We start from the raw sequence: 12,165 nt of genomic DNA, 5'->3' as shown, positions 1-12,165 counted from the left end.
AACCCGTCCCCAGCAGTCGCACCCGAGCGGAGCCGATCACCCATGCGCGTCGTAGCCTTCGACCACCTGGTCCTCAACGTCGCCGACGTCGAGCGTTCGCTGGCCTTCTACTCCGGCCTGCTCGGCCTGGCCCCCGTCCGGGTCGACGAGTGGCGGGCCGGCCGGGCGCCGTTCCCGTCCGTCCGGGTCGGCGCCGAGACCATCATCGACCTGGTCCACGGCCCCCGGCACGAGTCCAACGTCGACCACTTCTGCCTCACCGTCGAGCCCCTCGACTGGCAGGAGGTCATCGACGCCGGCACCTTCACCGTCCTCGAAGGCCCCGTCCCCCGCTACGGCGCCCGCGGCACCGCGACCTCCGTCTACGTCCAGGACCCGGACGGCAACACCGTCGAACTCCGCTGGTACCCCCAGGACGCCGACCGCTGAGCGGCGCCGACCGCCGAAGGGCGCCGACCGCCGAGCGGCGCCGCCCCCGGCCCGAGCACCGGGCCGGGACGGCACGCGGCCGGCCGCCGGGTCAGCTCCGGCCGGCGAGGTGCTCGACCAGCCGGTCGAAGCTGGAGTTCAGCCCCGCCTCGGCCTCCGGGCCGCGGTACATCTCCGGCACCCCGGTCTGGTGCAGCACCACCCGGGTGCGGCCCTCGTCGAGCCCGGTGAAGGTGAGGGTGGACCGCATGCCCGAGCCCTCCTCCACCATCGCGAAGAACTCGCCCGCCCGGATCTCGGTGATCTCCGCCTTCAACGGGTACCGGTCGCCGGTCTCGTCGACCACCATGGTGCTGTCGTAGCGCCCGCCCTCCTTCGCCTCGATGGTCACGGTGTCCAGCGGCACGTGGGTGCCGACCGGACCCCAGAAGCGGACGAACTGCTCCGGCTCGAAGTACGCCTCGAACGCGGCGGCGGGGGCGCCCGGCAGCTCGCGGGTGATGGTCAGCTCGCCCAGGTTCTCGGTCATCTCGGAATCTCCTCCGTGGTCACGTCTGTCGCTTGCACAGGGGTAGACCGGGACCGCCCCGAGAACTCATCGCTCCCCGCGAAAGTTTTTCCGACGAGTTCTCCGGAGCTCTTCCGACGAGCTCTCCTGAGCCTGAGCCTGACCCGGAGCCGGTGCCCGCTGCCCGCTGCCCGCTGCCCGCTGCCCGCTGCCCGCGCAGCGCCGACGGCCGTCAGCCGAGCAGGAGTTCCGCCGCCGGGGTGTGGTTCCCGGTCGCGGAGGCGCCGGCCATCGCCGAGGCGGCCGTCGTCGGGTCGGTGCCGGGCGGCACCACCAGCAGCAGGAAGTGGTCCTGGAGGCCCCGGGTGACGCTGATCGTCGCGTCGCTGCCCGGGAACCAGTTGATCCTGATCATCAGGCCGTTCGCCATCACGGACCGGGGCACACCGTCCCACGCCGAGGTGTCGAGGCCGACCCGGAGGATGCGCCCGAAGTGGGCGCCGAGCGCGGTGATCAGGTCCGGCAGTTCGGTGCTGACCTGGTTCGAGCGGGGCCACCAGGCCCCGTCGAAGACACCCTCCCGCGACTGCGTCGGCTCCAGCTCCAGGCGCGGCAGCAGCGGCGCACCGGGCACCGTCCACGGCCCGGTGGGCGAAGGGTTGGGGAGGGGGATCGGCATCATCTGAGGCCGCCCGTCCGGTCCACGAGGGACCCGTCATGACCCAGGGCGACGTCGACGCTGATGCCGGTGTGCGGAATGTCCTCGGCTGCCTCCCACGCTACTCCGCCACGGCCTCCCCCGGGCCGCCCGCCGCCCCGCTCTCCGCCCCGCCCGCCGCCCCGCTCTCCGCCCCGTCCCGCGCACCGCACTCCGCCCCGTCCCGCGCACCGCACTCCGCCCCGTCCGCCCGGGGAGTAGCCTCGGAGACATCCAGGGCAACCCGCATCCCGGTCCCGTTCCGGCTTCGTTCTGGGTGAAGGACAGCCCGGCAGGCCCCGCTCCGGCGGGCGGCCGGAGACGGGAAGCGGTGAACGCCGTGACCACTCACTCGCCCCAGCCCGCACGACCCGGCCACGGCCTCACGGTCGCCGACGCCATGGACCCCTGCGACTACCAGATAGCCGACGACAGCACCGTCGACCAGGCCGACGACGTCCTCCGCGTCGCCCACCTCGACTACCTGCTCGTCCGCGGCCACGACGGCCGCTGCGAGGGGCTGGTCACCCGCACCGGACTCCATCCGTTCCTCACCCGCTCCTGGTACGCCGAGCGGACCGCGATCAGCTCGACCACCCACCAGCGAGGCCCGTTCGCCTGGCCGACCATGGGCCTGGCCCTGGCCGCGATCGCCATGCGGATCAAGCACCTCGCGGTCTGGCCCGTCGTCGACGAGGACGGCTACATCCTCGGCGCACTGACCGCGGACCGCGCCGCCGGCCTGCTCGCCACCGACCTGGTCGTCACCGTGCCCGCGTGACCCCGCCCCGCCGGCTCATGACGGGCCCGGGCCCGGGGCGAGCAGCCGGCGCAGTGCCGTGGGTGTGTGCCCCACGTGCTCGCGGACGGCGCGGGTCAGGTGCGCCTGGTCGGCGAAGCCGAGCTGGGCCGCCAGGGCGGCGAGGCCGGGTTCGCCCTCGACGATCCGGTCCATGGCCCGGGTGACGCGTACGCGGTTGCGGTAGCGGGTCAGCGAGACGCCCGTCTCCCTGGAGAACACCCGGCTCAGCCGGTAGGGCGACACCTCCAGCAGCGCGGCCAGCGCGCAGAGCCCACCGGCCTCCGGGGCCTCCTCGATGATCGCCTCGCGCGCCGCCGCGGCCAGCGCCCGGTCGGCCGGCCGGCCTGCCCGCCGGGCGCGGGCGGTCGGCTCACCGGCCGCGGCCGCGACGAGGCGGAGCAGTTCCTCCGCCAGCGCGTAGTCGATGTCGCCGGTGCCCGCGGCGGCGACCAGACGGCGGTGGGCGAGGTCGACGCGCGCGTCGACGTACACCGTCGTCGCGGCGGGCGGGCGCCCGAGCAGGGAGGGCTCGAACCTGACCGACGTGCAGACGTCGCCGCCGGCCGGGTGCGCGAAGCGCTCCTGTTCGCCGGGCGCGCCCAGGTAGGCCGTGGTCGCGTCCAGATCGGTGTCGGTGCCGTCGGCCGACCGCCGGAACCTGCCGCGTCGCACCAGCACCAGGCGGTGGTCGTCGCGGGTCTCCGGCCGCGACCACCGGGTGTGGTCGGAGCGGCACCCCACCACGGTCACGGTGAACTCCGGCCGGGCGGCGAGGGTCGATGCGGACAGCATGCCGCGGACGGTACCCGCCGGGTACGACAGGACGGCCCGCAAGGATCTTCAAGACCTCCGGTGCCGTCACCCCGGATGCTGGGGCCCACGTGACGACAGGAAGGGAGCCATCCATGGCCGTCCACGCGGAGCTCACCGCGATCACCATCGACTGCGCCGACCCCCGGGCCCTCGCCGGGTTCTACCGCCAGGTCACCGGCTGGGACCTCGGGCAGGCCGACGACGACTTCGTCCAACTCGGCGCGGGGCCGGTCCGGTTGGCCTTCCAGCGGGTCGCCGGCTACCGGGGGCCCGGCTGGCCCGACGCCGCGAAGCACGCCCACCTCGACTTCGCCGTCGCCGACCCCGAGGCCGCGGTGCAGGAGCTGCTCGCGGCGGGGGCGACCAGGCCGGAGTTCCAGCCCGGCGAAGGCGATTGGACCGTTCTCGCCGACCCCGAGGGCCACCTGTTCTGCATCGCTTCGGCCTGACGAGGAGTCGACCACCCATGGCCTCGATCCACAAGGAACTCGTCATCGACGCCCGCCCCGAGGCGGTGTGGTCGGTGCTCAGCGACTACGGCGCGGTGCACGAGCGGCTGGCGCCCGGGTTCGTCACCGACACCCGGCTGAGCTCGGACACGCGCACCGTCACCTTCGCCGACGGCACGATCGTGCTCGAACGGCTCGTCGACCTCGACCACGAGGCGATGCGGGTCGCCTACACGGTCGTCGGCGGCAGCCTCCACCCGTCCCACCACCACGCGTCCATGCAGGCCCTTCCGGAGGCCGGCGGCCGGACGAGGTTCGTGTGGCACACCGACGTCCTGCCCGAGGCCCTGGCCGCACCGATCGCCGAGTCCGTCGAGCACGGTTCGGCGGTGATCCGCCGCACGCTGGAGGGCGCCGCACCGGTCGCCGGCCACGACGCCGGGAGGTAGCGGAGGACCGCGAAAGCGCCGCCCCGAGGTACTTCGGGGCGGCGCTCGGGTGTCCCGGGTCAGTCCACCAACGGGAGGTAGACCTTGTTGCCCTGGGCCGCGAACTCGGCGGACTTCTCGGCCATGCCGGCCAGCGCCTCGGCGTCGAACTCACTGGAGACGGCGGTGGATCCGTCGCCGTGCTCGTCGCGGATCTTCTGGGAGATCTTCATCGAGCAGAACTTCGGGCCGCACATCGAGCAGAAGTGCGCGGTCTTGGCGGGCTCGGCGGGGAGGGTCTCGTCGTGGAAGTCGCGGGCGGTCTCCGGGTCGAGGGCCAGGTTGAACTGGTCCTCCCAGCGGAACTCGAAGCGGGCGTCGGAGAGGGCGTCGTCCCAGGCCTGGGCGCCGGGGTGGCCCTTGGCCAGGTCGGCGGCGTGGGCGGCGATCTTGTAGGTGATCACGCCGGTCTTGACGTCGTCCCGGTTGGGCAGGCCCAGGTGCTCCTTGGGGGTCACGTAGCAGAGCATCGCGGTGCCCCACCAGGCGATCATCGCGGCGCCGATGCCCGAGGTGATGTGGTCGTAGCCGGGGGCGACGTCCGTGGTCAGCGGGCCGAGGGTGTAGAACGGCGCCTCGTCGCAGATCTCCTTCTGGAGATCCATGTTCTCCCGGATCTTGTTCATCGGGACGTGGCCCGGGCCCTCGATCATCACCTGGACGTCCCGCCCGCGGGCGATCCGGCCGAGCTCGCCGAGGGTCTTCAGCTCGGCGAACTGCGCCTCGTCGTTGGCGTCCGCGATCGAGCCCGGACGCAGGCCGTCACCGAGCGAGAAGGTGACGTCGTAGGAGGCGAGGATGGAGCAGAGCTCCTCGAAGTTGGTGTAGAGGAAGTTCTCCTGGTGGTGGGCCAGGCACCAGGCCGCCATGATCGAGCCGCCGCGCGAGACGATGCCGGTCTTGCGGCGCGCGGTGAGCGGGACGTAGCGCAGCAGCACGCCGGCGTGGACGGTCATGTAGTCGACGCCCTGCTCGCACTGCTCGACGATGGTGTCCCGGTACACCTCCCAACTCAGCTCCTCGGCGCGGCCGTCCACCTTCTCCAGGGCCTGGTACAGCGGCACGGTGCCGATCGGCACGGGGGAGTTGCGCAGGATCCACTCGCGGGTGGTGTGGATGTTGCGGCCGGTGGAGAGGTCCATGACGGTGTCGGCGCCCCAGCGGGTGGCCCAGGTCATCTTCTCCACCTCCTCCTCGATCGAGGAGGTGACGGCCGAGTTGCCGATGTTGGCGTTGATCTTCACCAGGAAGTTGGTGCCGATGACGGCCGGCTCCACCTCGGGGTGGTTCACGTTGACCGGGATGACAGCCCGGCCGCGGGCCACCTCGGCCCGCACGAACTCGGGCGCCAGGCCCTCGCGCAGCGCCACGAACTCCATCTCCGGCGTCACCACGCCCCGCTTGGCGTAGGCGAGTTGGGTGACGGCGGCACCACCGCGGCCGCGCAGCGGACGGCGCGGGCGGCCGGGGAAGACGGCGTCCAGGTTGCGCAGGTTCCCGCCGCGCGGCGAGGTGTGCTTGATCCCGTCGTCCTCGGGGCGCGACTCGCGGCCGTCGTACTCCTCGACGTCGCCGCGCTGGCGGATCCAGGGGTCCCGCAGCGCGGGCAGGCCGCGCCGCACGTCGGGCTCGTACGACGGGTCGGTGTACGGGCCGGAGGTGTCGTACAGCGGGACGGTCCCGCCGTTGGTGAGCCGCACCTCGCGGTACGGGACGCGCAGGTCGGGGCGCGATCCCTCGCGGTAGGCCTTGTGCCAGGCCGGGGTCGGGTAGCCGGTGCGCTCGCTGCTGGGGGCGCTCCGGACAGACTGCGGCTGTGCTTCGAACGTGGTCATCTGACCTCTACTCCCTACGCCGGCATTACCCGGTCAGGTTCCTGCGGTCGACGCAGCCGTCGGTCCGTCCGTCGACGTCCCGGTCAGCGTCCTCTCAGCCCGGTGCTCCGAGCTCCCGCGTCGCAGGCGGTGTTGCCTGCACACGACGCCCAACACCGTAGCGAGCGGATCGCCGCAGGTCCAGAGCGCCTCACGCCAGAGGCCCGGCTCCCCGTCTCGCGGGGGGCCGGGCCTCAGGGCGGCGGTCGGGGCGGCCGGTCAGCTCTTGGCCGCCTTCTTCACCAGGACCACCACGGCGGCCGCGATGCCGACCACCACCAGCAGCTTGATCACGATCGAGAGCAGTGCGCCGACGACGCCGAACACGAAGGCGACGATGTTCCAGGCCAGCACCAGGACCAGCACCGGGATGACGATGTTGCGCACCCAGGAGGGCAGCGACTTCCAGAGCTCAGCCATGTCGGTTCCTCTTCTCCCCTCGGGTCGGCCGCCGTCCGGTGCCGCATCCCGCTTGCTTTCGGTACTTCGATCGTACGGTGGCGCGAGTGCCGGAACGAGGCCCAACGGCCCGGAGAGAACCCCGAGATCCCCCCGATCCCGACCCCCCGGGTGACCCCCGAGAACTCCTCCGGCGGGGGCACGGCCCCGGGCCTTTACGACCTGTCCGAGCGACGCCGGAAGCAAGCCCGTCCGGACGACGGGCGGCAGGCGGCGGGCGCCGCCCGGACGGCTCAGACCGGCCAGCGCTCGCCGCGCCAGGCGGCGTCCCAGAACATCCACTCGTAGCGCGAGGTGGTCACGAAGTGCCCGACCACCTTCCGGCGTTCGGCCGCGGACAGCTCCTCGCCCAGCCGGTCGGTCAGCGCCAGCACCCGGCGGACCACCGACTGGAAGGCCTCGTCGCCGTAGGTGGAGATCCACTTGGCGTACAGCGGGTCGGGCGAGCCCTGGGCGAGCAGCGCCTCGCCGACCCGGGCGTAGATCCAGTAGCAGGGCAGCACCGCGCCGAGCGCCTCGGCGAAGGAGCCGCCGTAGACGGTGGCCAGCAGGTAGCTGGTGTAGGCCCGGGTGGTGGGCAGCACCGGCTCGGCGGCGGCCTCCTCGGCGCTGCCGCCGAAGGCGGTCAGGAACTCGGCGTGCATGCCCTGCTCGGCGGCCAGCGCGCCGACCGCGTCGTCGGCGAAGGCCCGGACGTCCTCCTCGCCGGGCGCCTTGGCGGCGCAGACGGCGAGCGCGCGGGCGTAGTCGCGCAGGTAGTGCGAGTCCTGGACGACGAAGTGGCGGAAGGCCTCGCGCGGCAGGGTGCCGTCGGTGAGCCCGGCCAGGAATGGGTGGGCGAGGATCTCGGCGTACACCGGCTCGATGGCCGCCCAGAGTTCTTCGGTCAGCGTCTTGGTGCTCATGACGCGACCCTAACCGCCGGGGCGGCCGGTCCTCCGCCCAGTGTGCCGCTGTCCTCCCCCGTCCCCGGGCCCGTCCGTCCACCTCCCGGACCAGGGGCATTCAGCACGACCCCGCCGTGTGGTGGTTCCGCCGGGAGGGTGGTTCCTGTCAGGCTTGGGCGGCATGAAGGGTTTCCTCATCAAGACACTGATCAACGCGGCGGCCATCTGGGTCGCCGCCTGGATCGTCAGCGGCATCCAACTCGCCCAGGGCAAGGCCGACTGGCAGCACAAGGCGCTGACGGTGCTCGGCGTCGCCGTCGTGTTCGGCGTGGTGAACTGGCTGATCAAGCCAGTGGTCAAGCTGTTCTCGTTCCCGCTGTTCATCCTCACGCTGGGACTGATCACCTTCGTGATCAACGCCCTGATGCTCCTGCTCACCTCCTGGGCCTCCGGGAAGCTGAGCCTGGACTTCCACGTGACCAACTTCGGCTCGGCGCTGGTCGGTTCACTGATCATCAGCCTGGTCGCGTGGGGCCTGCACCTGGCCCTGGACGACGACTGACCGGTGCCGTGCGGACGGCCGAAAGGGGCCCGCACCCGGGTGTTGCCACCGGGTACGGGCCCCTTCGCCGTTCCTGTGCGACCGCGGCCGGGGCGATCACCCCGCGTTCTCACGCCCCTTGAGCAGGTCCGCGAGCTGGGCGTCGATGTCCCGCCCGGAGAACTCCTGCCCCATCGGCACCAGCCGGTCGGTCCGCGCCAGGAAGGCGATCAGCGGCGCGGACGAGGCGCACAGCAGGGCGTCCCCGTCGGGGGAGTGCAGCACGATGCGGACCTCCGAGAGCTCGTCGCCGACCGGGCGGATGTGCACGTCGCCCTCGCCCGCCGGTCCGCTGATCCCGTCGAGCAGCAGCTCCCGCGCGAAGTACCAGGTGACCGGGGCGTCGCCGGGCAGGTGGAAGGTGAGCCGGACGGCGTACGGGTCGTCGGCCTCGTACGCCAGGTCCACCGGGAGGCGGAAGGAGAGCTCGTGCGAGACCACGAGGTTCATCACCAGGTGACCCTGGACTGTGCTGTGCTGCATGGCGCCAGTACCTCTCGTTCTGCCCGCGCCGTCGGTTCGCTTGGTCCGATGGCGGCGGACATGTTTTCGACGGTTTTTGTGACGGTTTATGCAACCAATCCACGTTCGATCATCATCGTCCATGTTTGGGGATGTAGTGGACAAGGCGTGCTTTTTCAAATGGTGAACGAGCCGGAGCAGGTCCAGACCAAGTGGTGTCAGAAGATGAACGACGGACTCATCGCCCCGACCCCGCGCCGCAGTTGGCACGCGACGGAGACCAGCCGGTCGGCCCGCTCGACCGGGAGCGACAGGGCCATCGTGGCGACCACCGGGCCGATGGTGATCGGGACGGCCGCGCAGACCGTGCCGAGCGCGTACTCCTGACGCTCCAGCACCGGCATGGTCGGCCGCAGCGAGGCTAGTCGGCGCAGCACCGCGGTCTCGCCGGTGAGGGTCGACGGGGTGAGCCCGGCCGGCGGGTGGCGGGCGAGGTGGTCGCGGCGCTCCTCCTCGGGCAGCTGGCCGAGCAGGCACTGCCCGATGGCGTGCGCGTGGGCGGTGGCCCGGAAGTCCGCCCAGGGCTCGACGGCCGGGCGGTTCGGGTCCTCGGCCACGTCCACCACGTGGACCTCGCCGTCCCGGTACAGCGCGAAGTAGACCGCGGCGCCGAGCTCGTCCCGTAAGGACCGCATCCGCGTCCGCAGGTCGGGGTCGCCGCACCGGCCGCGGGAGCGGGCTATGCCGTCGAGCGCCTCCCCGTGGAAGAAGCGCCCCTCGGAGCGCCGCAGGTAGCCCTCGTGGGCCAGGGTCCGCAGCAGGTGGTAGGCCGTGCCGAGGGGCAGTTCGGCGGCCCGGGCCAACTGCTTGGCGGTCGCGCCGCGCCGGAAGCCCCCGACGGCCTCCAGCAGCCGCAGCGCCCGCTGGACGGAGCCGATCAGGGTGGGCCCGCGGTCCGCCTCGGGCGGCCGCGGCGCGGCGGGCCCGGCCTCCCGCGCGGGCCCGGCCTCCCGCGCGGGCCCGGCCTCCCGCGCGGGCCCGAGCGGTCGTGCCGCCTCGAACGGTTGCTCTCCGAACGGGTGCTCCCCGAACGGTCGTGCTGTCTCGAACGGTTGCGTCTTCTCGAACGGCTGTGCGATCCGATCCATGACACCCAACCCCCAGCCCGAGTCCCTCGTACAGGTCCGTGCCCAGAACGGGCATGCGGAACGAAACCTCCGATTTGCCCGATAGCTGCTCATTGCAGCACAGCGGGACCCCGAACGGATGCACCCGACCGGGTCGGCGTTTCGACCCGTTCCCGGTGTGTTTCGACCCGTTCCCCGGGTTTCGTTCCTCCCCCGGCGCGGGAGACTTCCGCACAACGCGCCAGTCCCGGAGGTGGCCATGGGCCCCGAGAACCGCACCGCGCCACCGCGCCCGGTCGTGAAGCGCACCGCGCGGGCGATCCTGCTGGAGCTGGACCCGGACGATCCGTACGGCCCGGCCTCGATCGTGCTGGTGCGGCGGGTCCGGCCGGACTCGCCGCACCCGTACTGGATCACGCCCGGCGGCGGGGTCGAGCGGGAGGACCGGACGGTGGTCGAGGCGCTGCACCGCGAGGTGGACGAGGAGCTCGGCGGCAAGGTCGTGGACGTGGTGCCCGCCTTCGTCGACACCATCAGCCACACCCACCATGACGACGGCACCCCGCTGCACCCGCACGGGGTCAAGGTGCAGCACTTCTTCGTCTGCCGGCTCGCCTCGATGGACCTCGACCGACGGCACGGGCCCGAGGTGACCGATCCCAACGGCGAGTACGAGGTGGTCCGGCTGCCGTTCACCCGCGAGGGCGTCACCTCGGTCAACGTGGTCCCGCCCCGACTGCGGGCGTACCTGGCGGCCAACATCGAGGGCATCCGCGCGCTCCTCGCCCCCGACCTCGGGTGATCACACGGCGGCCGGGTCGCCGACCGGGTCGTGCCGGATCAGCTCGGCCGGGACCCCGGCCCGCAGCAGCACCCCGACGCCCCGGCGCACCATCGCCGGCGGCCCGCTGAGCACCGCCTCGCGACCGGCCCACGGGCCGAACCGGCCCACCGCATCGGGCAGTTCGCCGGTCAGCAGCCCGCCGGCCAACAGTTCGCCACCCAGCGGACCCCCGGCGTGGCCGCCACCGGAGAGCACCGGACGGACCGTCAACCAGGGGTGGCGAGCGGCCAGTTCGCGCAGCCCGTCCAGCGCGTACAGCTCCTCGGCCCGGCGGGCCCCGTAGAACACCTCGACCCGGCGGCCGGACGCACCGTGCTCGGCGGCCTCCTCGACCAGGGCGCGGATCGGCGCGATCCCGGTGCCGCCGCCGAGGCAGAGCAGGTCCCGGCCGGCCGCGTGGTCCACGGTCATCGCGCCGGCCGCCGGGCCGAGCCGCAGCACGTCCCCGGGCGCGGCCCGGTGGACCAGCGCGTTGCTCACCCAGCCCGCCTGGACGGCCTTGACGTGGAAGGTCAGCAGCCCGTCCGGGCAGGGCGCGCCGGCGAAGGAGTAGTGCCGCCAGACCCGCGGCCACCAGGGCGTCTCCAGCGCGGTGTACTGCCCGGCCCGGAACGGGTAGGCCTGGTCCGGCCGGACGGTGACCACCGCGACGTCCCGGGTGCGGCGCTCGTGCCGGACGATCTCGCCCTGCCACCAGGCCGGCGAGGTGCGGGCGTCCTCCTCGGCGGCTTCGATCATGGCCGAGGAGATCATCCGGTAGGCGCGGCGCCAGGCCGACTCGGCCTCGGCGTCCCAGCGGTCGCCCGTGTACCGGGCCAGCGTTCCCACCAGACACTCCTCCACCACGGCGTAGTGCCCGGCCAGTGCCCCGTACCGGCGGTGGGACCGGCCGAGCCCGGCCAGCGTGGCGCGCAGGGCCGCCGGCCGGTCGAGCTCCCGGACCACGGCCAGCAGGGTGCGGAACAGCCGCTCGCGGTGGACGTCCATGGCGGCGGGGAAGGACGAGCGGAGCTCGGGGTGGCGCAGGAAGAGCAGCGCGAAGAAGTGCGCGGTGGCCCGGTCGGCGACCGGCTCGACGGCGGCGAGGCCGGCCCGGACCAGCCCGACCTCCCGGGCGGTGAGCGGCCGGCGGGCGGTGGCCGGGTCCTGCCCGGCGGCGGGGAGCGCGGCGGCGGGCTGCCCGGCAGGGGTCCGTACGCCCCAGGCGTCGCTCCACCGGTCGCCCGGGCCGACCCGGTTGAGGCCGGGAGCGTCGGCGAACAGCGGGCGGAAGTCGGCGGCGGGAGCCGGGGCGTGGACGTGGGCCGGGGCCGGGACGAACGGCGGTTGCGGCGGCCGGACGGGCTCCAGCAGCGCCACCGGCGGCAGCACCTCCGTCGGCGCCTCCGCCGCCACCAGCGGCGGCAGGTCCGACGGGGCCACGGGCATCGGCGGGGCCAGGGGCACAGGCGGGGCCACGGGCGCAGGCGGGTCCAGGCGCACCGGCGGGGCCAGGGGCACCGGCGGCCGGGCGACCGCCTCCCGCGACGGACCCCCGTCGGGCGCGGACTGCCGCAGGCCCGGGACGGACGAGACCCCCGCCGAGCCATGCCCGGTACGGACCAGGACTGTTCCGCGGGACTTCACCGCTACGTTTCGAGTACCCAAGAGAATCGTTTCGCCCTCCGGCCGGCCTGCGCCACCACCTGGCTTGTCGCTACTGGCGCCAAGGCAGCGTGGCACGGC

At 73.2% G+C, this 12,165-nt stretch carries 15 protein-coding genes and 1 riboswitch; of the genes, 6 read left to right on the top strand and 9 right to left on the bottom strand.

Annotated elements, in window-relative coordinates; genetic code table 11:
- Window positions 1-42 precede the first annotated feature (42 nt).
- Window positions 43-429: a VOC family protein gene (locus ACFVU7_RS31325; protein WP_074001979.1), complete on the top strand. Its 387-nt coding sequence runs from the start codon at window positions 43-45 to the stop codon at window positions 427-429.
- Window positions 430-520: 91 nt separating this feature from the next.
- Here the strand turns inward: ACFVU7_RS31325 and ACFVU7_RS31320 are convergent, their stop codons facing one another.
- On the bottom strand, window positions 521-958 hold the full coding sequence (locus ACFVU7_RS31320; protein WP_049659222.1) for an SRPBCC domain-containing protein: 438 nt from the start codon (window positions 956-958) through the stop codon (window positions 521-523).
- 211 nt (window positions 959-1,169) lie between these two features.
- Window positions 1,170-1,619, bottom strand: coding sequence for a DUF5994 family protein (locus ACFVU7_RS31315; protein WP_375876529.1), 450 nt, complete (start codon window positions 1,617-1,619; stop codon window positions 1,170-1,172).
- Between the two features lie 355 nt (window positions 1,620-1,974).
- Between ACFVU7_RS31315 and ACFVU7_RS31310 the strand changes: the two genes are divergently transcribed.
- Window positions 1,975-2,415 carry a CBS domain-containing protein gene (locus ACFVU7_RS31310; RefSeq protein WP_388048457.1) on the top strand — a complete coding sequence of 147 codons (441 nt, stop codon included), beginning with the start codon at window positions 1,975-1,977 and terminating at the stop codon, window positions 2,413-2,415.
- A 15-nt stretch (window positions 2,416-2,430) separates the two neighbouring features.
- Here the strand turns inward: ACFVU7_RS31310 and ACFVU7_RS31305 are convergent, their stop codons facing one another.
- A complete protein-coding gene (locus ACFVU7_RS31305; RefSeq protein WP_388048456.1) occupies window positions 2,431-3,228 on the bottom strand; it encodes a helix-turn-helix domain-containing protein in 798 nt (265 codons plus the stop codon).
- A 113-nt stretch (window positions 3,229-3,341) separates the two neighbouring features.
- Between ACFVU7_RS31305 and ACFVU7_RS31300 the strand changes: the two genes are divergently transcribed.
- Together ACFVU7_RS31300 and ACFVU7_RS31295 are read left to right on the top strand one after the other, a co-directional pair.
- Window positions 3,342-3,698, top strand: coding sequence for a VOC family protein (locus ACFVU7_RS31300; RefSeq protein ID WP_388048455.1), 357 nt, complete (start codon window positions 3,342-3,344; stop codon window positions 3,696-3,698).
- Window positions 3,699-3,715: 17 nt separating this feature from the next.
- The gene (locus tag ACFVU7_RS31295) at window positions 3,716-4,147 is read left to right on the top strand and encodes an SRPBCC family protein (protein WP_388048453.1); all 432 of its coding nucleotides are present in this window, start codon (window positions 3,716-3,718) and stop codon (window positions 4,145-4,147) included.
- 59 nt (window positions 4,148-4,206) lie between these two features.
- Here the strand turns inward: ACFVU7_RS31295 and thiC are convergent, their stop codons facing one another.
- The 3 genes from thiC to tenA form a co-directional block, all read right to left on the bottom strand.
- Complete coding sequence (thiC, locus tag ACFVU7_RS31290; protein ID WP_388048452.1) at window positions 4,207-6,021, bottom strand: phosphomethylpyrimidine synthase ThiC; 1,815 nt, start codon at window positions 6,019-6,021, stop codon at window positions 4,207-4,209.
- Window positions 6,016-6,150: riboswitch (TPP riboswitch) on the bottom strand. It overlaps the preceding gene by 6 nt.
- 129 nt (window positions 6,151-6,279) lie before the next feature.
- On the bottom strand, window positions 6,280-6,480 hold the full coding sequence (locus tag ACFVU7_RS31285; RefSeq protein WP_049653234.1) for a DUF5326 family protein: 201 nt from the start codon (window positions 6,478-6,480) through the stop codon (window positions 6,280-6,282).
- 272 nt (window positions 6,481-6,752) lie between these two features.
- Entirely contained in the window at window positions 6,753-7,424 is a 672-nt protein-coding gene (gene tenA, locus ACFVU7_RS31280) for a thiaminase II (RefSeq protein WP_049653239.1), read from the bottom strand.
- A gap of 163 nt (window positions 7,425-7,587) precedes the next feature.
- On the opposite strand from tenA, the gene ACFVU7_RS31275 reads away from it, so the two are divergent.
- The gene (locus tag ACFVU7_RS31275; RefSeq protein WP_049653241.1) at window positions 7,588-7,968 is read left to right on the top strand and encodes a phage holin family protein; all 381 of its coding nucleotides are present in this window, start codon (window positions 7,588-7,590) and stop codon (window positions 7,966-7,968) included.
- A 96-nt stretch (window positions 7,969-8,064) separates the two neighbouring features.
- On the opposite strand, the gene ACFVU7_RS31270 is transcribed toward ACFVU7_RS31275, so the two are convergent.
- A complete protein-coding gene (locus ACFVU7_RS31270) occupies window positions 8,065-8,490 on the bottom strand; it encodes an SsgA family sporulation/cell division regulator (protein ID WP_049653243.1) in 426 nt (141 codons plus the stop codon).
- A 197-nt stretch (window positions 8,491-8,687) separates the two neighbouring features.
- Window positions 8,688-9,617 carry an IclR family transcriptional regulator gene (locus tag ACFVU7_RS31265; RefSeq protein ID WP_388048450.1) on the bottom strand — a complete coding sequence of 310 codons (930 nt, stop codon included), beginning with the start codon at window positions 9,615-9,617 and terminating at the stop codon, window positions 8,688-8,690.
- Between the two features lie 238 nt (window positions 9,618-9,855).
- Between ACFVU7_RS31265 and ACFVU7_RS31260 the strand changes: the two genes are divergently transcribed.
- The gene (locus tag ACFVU7_RS31260; RefSeq protein ID WP_388048448.1) at window positions 9,856-10,398 is read left to right on the top strand and encodes an NUDIX domain-containing protein; all 543 of its coding nucleotides are present in this window, start codon (window positions 9,856-9,858) and stop codon (window positions 10,396-10,398) included.
- Here the strand turns inward: ACFVU7_RS31260 and ACFVU7_RS31255 are convergent, their stop codons facing one another.
- Window positions 10,399-11,868, bottom strand: a complete 1,470-nt coding sequence (locus tag ACFVU7_RS31255; protein ID WP_388048446.1) for a globin domain-containing protein — start codon at window positions 11,866-11,868, stop codon at window positions 10,399-10,401.
- Window positions 11,869-12,165 lie beyond the last annotated feature (297 nt).

The organism is Kitasatospora sp. NPDC058046, assembly GCF_042885595.1.
GTDB lineage: Bacteria > Actinomycetota > Actinomycetes > Streptomycetales > Streptomycetaceae > Kitasatospora.
Note: the sequence above shows the minus strand (reverse complement) of the source record. Positions and strands in the feature narration are given on the sequence as shown.

Coding starts and splice junctions, on each gene's coding strand:
- ACFVU7_RS31285 (WP_049653234.1), bottom strand. CDS start 6,480: ATGGCTGAGCTCTGGAAGTCGCTGCCCTCCTGGGTGCGCAACATCGTC.
- tenA (WP_049653239.1), bottom strand. CDS start 7,424: ATGAGCACCAAGACGCTGACCGAAGAACTCTGGGCGGCCATCGAGCCG.
- ACFVU7_RS31305 (WP_388048456.1), bottom strand. CDS start 3,228: ATGCTGTCCGCATCGACCCTCGCCGCCCGGCCGGAGTTCACCGTGACC.
- ACFVU7_RS31295 (WP_388048453.1), top strand. CDS start 3,716: ATGGCCTCGATCCACAAGGAACTCGTCATCGACGCCCGCCCCGAGGCG.
- ACFVU7_RS31300 (WP_388048455.1), top strand. CDS start 3,342: ATGGCCGTCCACGCGGAGCTCACCGCGATCACCATCGACTGCGCCGAC.
- ACFVU7_RS31265 (WP_388048450.1), bottom strand. CDS start 9,617: ATGGATCGGATCGCACAGCCGTTCGAGAAGACGCAACCGTTCGAGACA.
- ACFVU7_RS31315 (WP_375876529.1), bottom strand. CDS start 1,619: ATGATGCCGATCCCCCTCCCCAACCCTTCGCCCACCGGGCCGTGGACG.
- ACFVU7_RS31325 (WP_074001979.1), top strand. CDS start 43: ATGCGCGTCGTAGCCTTCGACCACCTGGTCCTCAACGTCGCCGACGTC.
- ACFVU7_RS31255 (WP_388048446.1), bottom strand. CDS start 11,868: ATGCCCGTGGCCCCGTCGGACCTGCCGCCGCTGGTGGCGGCGGAGGCG.
- thiC (WP_388048452.1), bottom strand. CDS start 6,021: ATGACCACGTTCGAAGCACAGCCGCAGTCTGTCCGGAGCGCCCCCAGC.
- ACFVU7_RS31270 (WP_049653243.1), bottom strand. CDS start 8,490: ATGCAGCACAGCACAGTCCAGGGTCACCTGGTGATGAACCTCGTGGTC.
- ACFVU7_RS31260 (WP_388048448.1), top strand. CDS start 9,856: ATGGGCCCCGAGAACCGCACCGCGCCACCGCGCCCGGTCGTGAAGCGC.
- ACFVU7_RS31320 (WP_049659222.1), bottom strand. CDS start 958: ATGACCGAGAACCTGGGCGAGCTGACCATCACCCGCGAGCTGCCGGGC.
- ACFVU7_RS31275 (WP_049653241.1), top strand. CDS start 7,588: ATGAAGGGTTTCCTCATCAAGACACTGATCAACGCGGCGGCCATCTGG.